The organism is Sphaerisporangium rhizosphaerae, from assembly GCF_042665155.1.
Taxonomy (GTDB): domain Bacteria; phylum Actinomycetota; class Actinomycetes; order Streptosporangiales; family Streptosporangiaceae; genus Sphaerisporangium; species Sphaerisporangium rhizosphaerae.
Window position 1 is genome coordinate 61,684 of record NZ_JBHTCG010000040.1, and the last position, 7,160, is coordinate 68,843.

Consider the following 7,160-nt stretch of genomic DNA (forward strand, 5'->3'; position numbering starts at 1 on the left):
CAGGCGGTCAGTTCGCCGGGGCCGCCACCGCGACCGTCGCGGTCAATGGTAGGTCCCCGCAGGAACGCCCTGCCAGCACCGTGAACGATCCGGGCTCGAAGGCCCAGGCGTGCCGCTCGGGCGACCAGTGGGCGAGCGCTCGCGCCGCCACCTCGACCCGCGCCTCCACGCTCTCGCCGGGCCCGGCCTGCACCCGGGCGAACCCCGCGAGCCAGCGCACCGGGCGCTCCACACCGCTGCCGGGACGGGTCAGATACACCTGGACCACCTCGCCGCCGCTCCGCCCGCCGGTGTTGCGCACCTGGACGCGGACGGTGAACGGGGCTCCAGGTTCGACCTCGCCGGGCACCTCGACGCTCTCGTACGCCCAGGTCGTGTAGCCGAGCCCGTGCCCGAACCAGTACGCGGGGGGCGACGGCTCGCGCAGCCAGGCCCGGTGTCCGATGTGCAGCCCCTCGGTGTAGGCGAGGATCCCCGCGACCGGCGTGGTCCCGGCCAGCGCGCGACCGGCCCAGGTGGTGGGCAGCCGCCCGCCCGGCTCGGCGGCGCCGAACAGCACCTCCGCCAGCCCGTGCCCGTACTCCTGGCCGGGGAACCAGCTCAGCAGCACCGCCGGCACCTCCTCGCGCCACGGCAGGTCGACGGGGCCGCCGGAGTTGACCACCACCACCGTGGCGGGGTTGGCGGCCGCCACCGCGCGGACCAGCGCGTCCTGCGCGCCGGGCAGAGCGAGGCCGGAGCGGTCGTAGCCCTCGCTCTCGACCTCCTCGGTCGTGCCGGCCACGACGATGGCGACGTCCGCGCCTCGGGCGAGCTCGACGGCGGCGGCGAACTCCTCCTCCTCGGAGCGGCGCGGCGGGTCGGCGGCGAGCACGAAGGCCACGCCACTGCCGGGGTCCATGCGCCGCCGGGCCACCAGCTCGACCTCCCGGCCCGCGGTGAGCTCCACCTCGGCCCGGCGGTAGGGCGGGTTGAGCGACACCGTCGCCGGGTCGTCGCTGTCGCGCCCCACCTCGTCGTCGATGAGCGTCACGCCGTCCGCCGCCAGGCTCACGTGGTCCCACCCGGCGACCGCCAGCGTCCACCGGCCCTCGACCCGCGGGCACAGCAGGGCGCGGATCTCGACGGCGGCCGGCGATCCGACGATGGTCGGCTCCAGGACGCGCCCGGTGAGGCGGTGCTCGGCGTGCAGTTCCTCCCCGTCGGCGGACAGCAGGCGCACCAGCACGCCCGGCTCGCCGCCGCGCGGGTCGCGCGCGTCGTCCAGGCCGAGCGGAGTGGGGGTGTCGTCGATGTGGACCCCGGCGGCGTGGACGACCTCGGCCCGCCCGGCGAGCGCCGCCCGGATGCCCTCAAGCGGCGACACGGTGCGCACGGGGTACACCCCCGCGCTGCCGCCGCCCTGGATGCGCGGCGCGGCGGCGTTCGGCCCGATCACCGCGACCGTGCGCAGCCGCTCGGCGTCCAGCGGCAGGATCGGCCCTTCGTTGCGCAGCAGCACCGTCCCCGCCGCGACCGCCTCCCGCAACAACGCCTCCGCCGCCCCGGCCCCCACCCTGACCGGCCCGTCAGCCGAAGGCGCGACGCCCTCGGGGACGGCGGCGACGGACTCCCCGGCGAACGGCGCGACGCCCTCGGCGAGACCGGCGAGGGACTCCCCGGTGAGCGGAGCGACGCCCTTGGGGAGGGGCGCGACAGAGCCCTCGGAAGGCGAGGCCAGGGCGCCCACGCGGGAGGCCAGGCGCAGCAGCCGGCGGACCTTGTCGTCGATCGCCTCCTCCGGCACCTCGCCGGCCCGGACGGCGGAGACCAGCGCCTCGCCCCACGGGCCGTCCGGCCCCGGCATGGCCAGGTCCTGCGCGGCGCGCCCGGCCGCGACCGTCGACCGGACGGCGCCCCAGTCGGACACCACCAGCCCGTCGAAGCCCCACTCGCCCTTCAGTGGCTCGGCCAGCAGTGGGTTCTCCGACATGGTCGCGCCGTTCACGCCGTTGTAGGCGGCCATGACCACCCACACCCCGGCCTCGACGGCGGCCTCGAAGGGGGCCAGGTACAGCTCGCGCAGCGTCCGCTCGTCCACCCGCGCGTCCAGCGTCAGCCGTTCGGTCTCGGAGTCGTTGGCCACGTAGTGCTTGGCGGTGGCGGCGACCCCGCGCGACTGCACGCCCCGGACGAGGGCGACGCCGACGCGCGCGGTGAGCAGCGGGTCCTCGGAGTAGCACTCGAAGTGCCTGCCGCCGAGCGGCGAGCGGTGCAGGTTGATCGTGGGGGCGAGCAGGATGTCGACCCCCTTGCGCCGGGCCTCGTCGCCGAGCAGCGCGCCCAGCCGTTCCACCAGCCGCTCGTCCCAGCTCGCGGCCAGCGCGGTCGGCGAGGGCAGGTTCAGCGAGACGCTGCGCTCGTCCCACCCGGGGCCGCGCACGCCCACCGGGCCGTCCGACAGCACGAGGGAGCGCAGCCCGGCATCCGGCTCGGCGTAGGTGCTCCAGGCGGTGCCCCCGGTGAGCAACCGCACCTTCCGCTCAAGGCCGAGCTTGCGCACCACGTCATCGAACTCGTCGGTCACCCTGGTTCCTCTCACTTCGGAGAGCGCTCTCCGTCTAGCCCTAGCGTTCCTGTCCCAACAGGGCAATGTCAATGCCCGGACGCCTCGTCCCGGCCATCGTGACTATGGGAGAGGGTGTTGAGAAGGGTCTGCGCATCTCGCCGCCGTGACTACCGTCAGATCGTGATCATGACCGGGTGCTCCGCGAACGCCGCTACCCTCCGATCTGACCGACGACTCAGCACGCGATGCGTGGACCGTCCTGCACATCGTCCGACGGCCGGCCCCTCTGCAGGTCCCGCCAGCGGTCACGCGCGAGCAGATGGATGCGGCCGCCCTCGCCGGGGATGCTTATACCGAAACCCATGCGGAAAACATGGTCATTCCAGACGGGTTGACCCAGGCGTGTCAGTGGCCGGTAGTGCGCCGTACACGATGACCTGAACCATGCTCTGGACGACGTCCCTGCTGACGCTCCCTGGCGGCGCGGTGACCAGGGTGAACAGCGCACCCCCGTAGAGCGCGATCAGCGCGGGAATCTTCTCACGTGGGATGGCGAGGCCGAGTTTGTCGTGGTGCCCGGCGGTGATCCGCACCGACATGTCCTGCAGGCCCGCGAGCGCCGAGGCGAGCAGCGGCCGGCGCACGGCCTCCAGTTGAAGTTCGAAAATTGCCAGATAGCGGTTGCGCAGTGTGGTCGCCGCTGTGAGCAGCGATTCCGTCAGCAGGTCGACCAGCGTCGCGGGATGCTCGGTGGCCCGGTCGGTGTCGGCGTGATGCAGCTCGGCGATGCGCTCCGCGGCGGCCACCAGCAGCGCTTCCCTGCTGCGGAAGTAGTTCGAGGCCGTTCCCGGCGGGAGATCCGCTTCCTTCTCCACCGCGCGGTGGGTCAGTCCATGCACGCCCGACACCGCCAGCAGTTTGATGGCGGTATCGGTCAGGGCATTGCGACGGGCTGGATTGGTAGGCGGCATGCGACCATGCTACCAATAGTCGTACTAGTACGATGGTAGTGAACGGCAAGGAGGTCTCATGAGGATCGTGTTGGTCGGTGCCGGGCTCGGAGGGGTGGCGGCCGCGGTGGGGCTGCATCGCCTGGGCCACGAGGTGACACTCTTCGAACGGGGCGCCGAGCTCCGGGAAGCGGGCACCGGAATCGTGGTCATGCCCAACGGGCTCCGCGCGCTAGACGCGCTGGGGCTGGCCGAAGACGTGCGCGGGCACGTCATGCCTGCCGCCCGCGCGGGATTGCGGGACTGGCGCGGACGCCCGCTGCTGGTCACCGATGCGGTCCAGGCGCAGCGGGAGGTCGGGACGCCCGCCATCATCGACCGGGCGGAACTGCACCGGGCGCTACGCGCCCCGCTGCCCGCCGACCTGGTGCGAACCGCGACCCCGGTCGAGCGACTGGAGCCCGACCCCACCGGGGTGAGCGTGATCAGCGACGGCAACCCCGTCGCGAGAGCGGACGCCGTGATCGCGGCCGACGGCATCGGCAGCAAGCTGCGCGAACAGCTCATTCCCGGCCACCCCGGGCTACGGCGGACCGGCCGGATGGACCTGCGCGGCATGCTGCCCCGCCCTCCCGGCCTGGTAACAGACCTGCTCGTCAGCCAGTTGGTCGACCGCCGCAGCGGGGCGATGTTCGGCCTGTTCCCCGTAGGCGAGCACCACCTGTACTGGTTCACCGATTCCGTCCTGCACGGCACACCGCCCGACGCGGAGGAGGCACGCCGACAGATGCTGTCCCTGATGGCCGACTGGCACCCCCTCGTCACGGCACTGATCGAGGCCACCCCGCTCGCCGGCATCTACGTCGACCCGATCGCTCGCCTGGCCGAACCCCTGCCCTCGTTCGCGGTCGGCAGGATCGCGCTCCTCGGCGACGCCGCGCACGCCATGCCACCCGACCTCGGCCAGGGCGCCAGCCAGGCCTTCGAAGACGCGGCCGCACTAACCCGCCACCTGACCGGCGCCGAGCCGACAGACGTCGCCCAGCGGCTCTTGCGCTACGACGCCGAGCGCAGGCCCAGCGCCAACCGCATAATGCGGGCGGCGTCCCGGCAATCGCGGCTGACCTCCCAGACCGGCGTCGCCGCGTGGCTTCGCGACGCGTTGCTGCGCGCCGTACCATCCCGGCTGGCCACCCGGCAGCTTGCCGCGCTCTGGCACGCCTAGTCAGTGGTCATAGGCAATCAGCGATCGGGTGAGGGGCTGGCCGGTGTGGCGGTTGTGCCAGATGGCGGCGGTCAGGGCCAGGATGTGCTGAGCGATGCGGGCGCCAATGCCGGTGGCGGTGCGGGCTCCCTTCGCCATGTCCGCACTCCGCGCCGCGGCAACTCGCATGAGTTCGTACGGCGCTTGCCTCTACTGGGAGCCGCCTCTACTGGAAGTCGAACTCGTTGGCACGGACGCCGGCGAGGAAGGCGTCCCATTCGGCTCTGGTGTAGATGATCGTCGGACCGTCGGGGTGACGGCTGTGCCGCACCGCGATCCGCCCACTCCCGTCGAGCAACGGCCCCGCCTCGACGCAGTTCGGCCCTCCATCAGGGCTGAAGCTGCTGATGTGCCACGCCGCTAAAGGTTGATGCTGAGAACTCATCACTGTTCCTCGTTCAGGACTATGGCAGGCTGTTGGCGATCTCGCGAATGAACGTGCGCGACTCCGGCGGTTCCAGAGCACCCCCTCGAATATGTCCAAGTTTAAGCATGAAACGCTCAACTTCGGCGGCCTCCACGTAGATGCCTCCCGCAGGCGTGTCCATGTAAGCGACCTCCGGAAACGGCTCAGGCATTTCGAAGATCCTGAAAGCCCCCTCCGGGCTTGCGTGCGCACCGGAGGAGAAGGGCAGGACACGGATCTCTATGTGCGGCCGTTCGGCCAGAACCAGCAGATGTTCGAGCTGAGCCTTGAGCACGGTCGGGCCGCCTTGGCAACGGTGCAGCGCGCTCTCATCCAAGATCGCCTCGATGGCCGGCGGCTCGGGGTCCGTGAGAATCTGCTGTCGGGTCAGGCGAAAGCGGATCCCCGAGGTGATCTGGTTCGGGGACGAGTCGACGATGGCCGCCTGGACCGCTTCCATATACGCGCGAGTCTGCAGCAGACCCGGAATCACCAGGGCGTCGAAGGAGCTGATCCGACGAGCGCGTGACTCGACCCACGCGTAGTCGACCATGACTCGGGACAGGTCCTCCATGTAGCCGTCCCACCAGCCGCTCTGCCACACTTCCGCTGCGAGCTTCAGTAACCCATCGCGACGGCGGGCGTCCGTTACTCCGTACAGATCTACCATCGCGAGCACATCCGGAGTTCTCGCGGGATAGATCCCGGCCTCGATCCGGCTCACGGTCCCGCCGTCACGCTGGATGAAGCCACCGGCCTCTTTGAGCGTGAATCCACTGGCCTCGCGCAGCTCGCGTAGTTGTCGCCCGAGCCATTGCGCTCGCAGTGTCATCGCCCGCTTAGCGTTCAAAGCTTTGCATCCCTTGCTCGGTTTCGGTTATATGCCCGATTTAGGTTGATACAAATTTGTCTTTCTATGCGATCCGACCGCCAAACTTGTGTGGGACATGGCATCTTTCAGCTACGGATCGTACACAGAGCGTCAGCTCGGCGGTGTCGATCGCTGCAAGGTGAGCGAGAAGACCAACCCGGCCGTCCTGGAACGCTCTTATGACAGAACGGGAGTATCACGATGATCGCGATGCGGCCGCGCGCTCTGGCTTCGGCTTTGGGCGGGCTCACCGCCCTCTTCCGTCCGGCCTCCGAATCCAAGGAGGACGCTCCGGACGTGGCGCATGACCGGGAGCACTCCCTCACCGGTCCGGCCGCGTTCACGGGGCTTCCGGTGATCACGCAGCGGTTTGCGCCCTCCGCCTCGCAGGTGAGACCGGCCCGTGCCTTCGTCGCCGGACTGCTCGGCGAGGAGCACCCCTGCCGGGACGACGCCATGCTTCTGACCAGCGAGCTTGCGGCCAACGTGGTGCGGCACGCCATCGAGCGTGACTTCCTGGTGTCGGTGGCCTTCCCGGCCGCCGGTGTGCTGGTCGCCGTCGAGGACGGCGGCTCGTCCAAGATCCCTCACGTGCGCAGGCCCGCCGACGACGAGACCGACGGCAGGGGCCTCGCGATCGTGGACGACCTCTCCTCGCGCTGGGGCTTCGAGCGGTGGCCCTCCGGCACCCTCGTCTGGTTCGAACTCGCCCAGTCCTCCCCGGACCGGCCACTCCGGACCTCGGGGTGATCCGCGGCGGGCGGGGGCGTGACAACACAGGGAAAGGGCCGGCCGGTGCCCTGGGTGGAGCACCGGCCGGGGAGAGGTGTGTCTAGCAGGGAGGTGTGTCCCGTGCGCTGTCCATGAACGTTCACCAGGTCGGGCGCCGTAGCAGGCGCCGGAATCGCCGTACCGCGACCCGCCGGCCCGGCGCCGATCACCTCCAGCACGTGGCCGGGGGTGGAGAGCCGCGCCGGTGAACCTATGTGGTCACCGCACTAGTGTCATGCGCCTGAAATTCGTCACTTAAATTTCTATGATTGCCGTATGTCGTCTTCGGGGCCGTCCGCGGTGGAGATCAAGCTGACCGATGCCGAGCGTGCTCGGTTGGTGGAGTTGTC

The 7,160-nt window shown here is 70.5% G+C and carries 6 protein-coding genes and 1 pseudogene; 2 read left to right on the top strand and 5 right to left on the bottom strand.

Features of this window, described 5'->3' with window-relative positions; translation table 11 throughout:
• Positions 1-7 precede the first annotated feature (7 nt).
• Together ACFQSB_RS35670 and ACFQSB_RS35675 are read right to left on the bottom strand one after the other, a co-directional pair.
• Complete coding sequence (locus ACFQSB_RS35670) at positions 8-2,566, bottom strand: glycoside hydrolase family 3 C-terminal domain-containing protein (protein ID WP_380831355.1); 2,559 nt, start codon at positions 2,564-2,566, stop codon at positions 8-10.
• A 359-nt stretch (positions 2,567-2,925) separates the two neighbouring features.
• Positions 2,926-3,519 (bottom strand): TetR/AcrR family transcriptional regulator, encoded by a 594-nt coding sequence (locus ACFQSB_RS35675; protein ID WP_380831357.1) that lies wholly within the window; start codon positions 3,517-3,519, stop codon positions 2,926-2,928.
• Positions 3,520-3,577: 58 nt separating this feature from the next.
• Between ACFQSB_RS35675 and ACFQSB_RS35680 the strand changes: the two genes are divergently transcribed.
• Positions 3,578-4,723: an FAD-dependent monooxygenase gene (locus ACFQSB_RS35680; protein WP_380831358.1), complete on the top strand. Its 1,146-nt coding sequence runs from the start codon at positions 3,578-3,580 to the stop codon at positions 4,721-4,723.
• Here ACFQSB_RS35680 and ACFQSB_RS35685 read toward each other — a convergent pair.
• The 3 genes and pseudogenes from ACFQSB_RS35685 to ACFQSB_RS35695 form a co-directional block, all read right to left on the bottom strand.
• Positions 4,724-4,852 (bottom strand): annotated as a pseudogene (locus ACFQSB_RS35685) (IS982 family transposase); the annotation flags it as partial. It abuts the gene before it with no gap.
• Positions 4,853-4,928: 76 nt separating this feature from the next.
• Positions 4,929-5,147 (bottom strand): DUF397 domain-containing protein, encoded by a 219-nt coding sequence (locus tag ACFQSB_RS35690; RefSeq protein WP_380831362.1) that lies wholly within the window; start codon positions 5,145-5,147, stop codon positions 4,929-4,931.
• A 19-nt stretch (positions 5,148-5,166) separates the two neighbouring features.
• Positions 5,167-6,018 carry a helix-turn-helix domain-containing protein gene (locus ACFQSB_RS35695; RefSeq protein WP_380831363.1) on the bottom strand — a complete coding sequence of 284 codons (852 nt, stop codon included), beginning with the start codon at positions 6,016-6,018 and terminating at the stop codon, positions 5,167-5,169.
• A 318-nt stretch (positions 6,019-6,336) separates the two neighbouring features.
• Between ACFQSB_RS35695 and ACFQSB_RS35700 the strand changes: the two genes are divergently transcribed.
• Positions 6,337-6,789 carry an ATP-binding protein gene (locus ACFQSB_RS35700; protein WP_380831365.1) on the top strand — a complete coding sequence of 151 codons (453 nt, stop codon included), beginning with the start codon at positions 6,337-6,339 and terminating at the stop codon, positions 6,787-6,789.
• Positions 6,790-7,160 lie beyond the last annotated feature (371 nt).

What these genes read in the sequence shown, in the direction of transcription:
- ACFQSB_RS35675 (WP_380831357.1), bottom strand. Translation starts at nt 3,519, where the DNA reads ATGCCGCCTACCAATCCAGCCCGTCGCAATGCCCTGACCGATACCGCC.
- ACFQSB_RS35680 (WP_380831358.1), top strand. Translation starts at nt 3,578, where the DNA reads ATGAGGATCGTGTTGGTCGGTGCCGGGCTCGGAGGGGTGGCGGCCGCG.
- ACFQSB_RS35690 (WP_380831362.1), bottom strand. Translation starts at nt 5,147, where the DNA reads ATGAGTTCTCAGCATCAACCTTTAGCGGCGTGGCACATCAGCAGCTTC.